Origin of the sequence: Acidiplasma aeolicum (genome assembly GCF_001402945.1) — an archaeon.
GTDB classification, from domain to species: Archaea; Thermoplasmatota; Thermoplasmata; order Thermoplasmatales; family Thermoplasmataceae; genus Acidiplasma; species Acidiplasma aeolicum.
In genome coordinates this window covers 1-876 of sequence record NZ_LKBG01000173.1, presented here as the reverse complement: position 1 = coordinate 876, position 876 = coordinate 1, and the positions used below count along the sequence as shown (strand labels likewise).

At 41.9% G+C, this 876-nt stretch carries 1 protein-coding gene; it reads left to right on the top strand.

Annotation, left to right across the window (positions count from 1 at the left end; all coding sequences use genetic code 11):
• Positions 1-723 (top strand): cytochrome ubiquinol oxidase subunit I (locus tag AOG54_RS04135; RefSeq protein ID WP_162200862.1); only part of this gene is annotated, 723 nt, incomplete at its 5' end.
• Positions 724-876: the final 153 nt, after the last annotated feature.

Below are 876 nucleotides of genomic sequence, written 5' to 3'. Positions count from 1 at the left end.
TCACTTGAATTATCAACGCTTCTTGCCCTTGAACCATTAAAATATGCATCACTTGAGCTTGACATGCATCCTGTAACATACGGTGCACCCGAATATATATTCGGCATAATTATAAACGGTCATGCCGCAGATTATCTAAAATTACCACTGGCGCAGTCACTCCTTGCATATCCGACGACACTTGGCCATGGCGCAATACCGGGGCTGTCATCATATCCATCAAGCGTATGGGCACCATCATTCGTGCACGATCTCCTTGACCTGATGGTCGGCTTTGGCGTCCTAATGGGCTTCTTCTGGCTTGTATTCCTTATACTCAGGGCATTAAAAAAGAATGTTTATAACATGAAATGGGTGCTTTACTCATTTATCGTCCTTGGCGCCCTTGGTATGTTTACAATGGAGGATGGCTGGTGGACAGCTGAAGTGGGCAGGGTACCATACGTTATAAAATCACCAACCCCGGGCGGAATACTTGTCAATGGCCATATGTACTACGGTGTTATGTCATTATCACAGGCCGCATCCTACTCACCTGCAGTATGGTATATAGGTGTCGGTGTGATACTGTTTTACGCCATAATAATACCATTTACATTCTACTTTAACGCAAAGGTATTAAAACTGAGCAACATCGAGGATGATCTCAAAAAGGCTGAGCAGGATCTTGGAATAGAGGAGGAAAAGAAAAATATAAGTGGAATAAAAGCGGGGATGAGATAAAATGTCTTCATTTTTTTTGAATGCTGATGGGGTATTCATTAAGCTGGTTCTGGCTGCAATGTTTGCGTTCCTTGGATCAGAATTTATTGCAATATTCCCGATATTTATAAACTATGAAAAAACAAAGGAAAACGTGTTAAAGCATATAGTGCC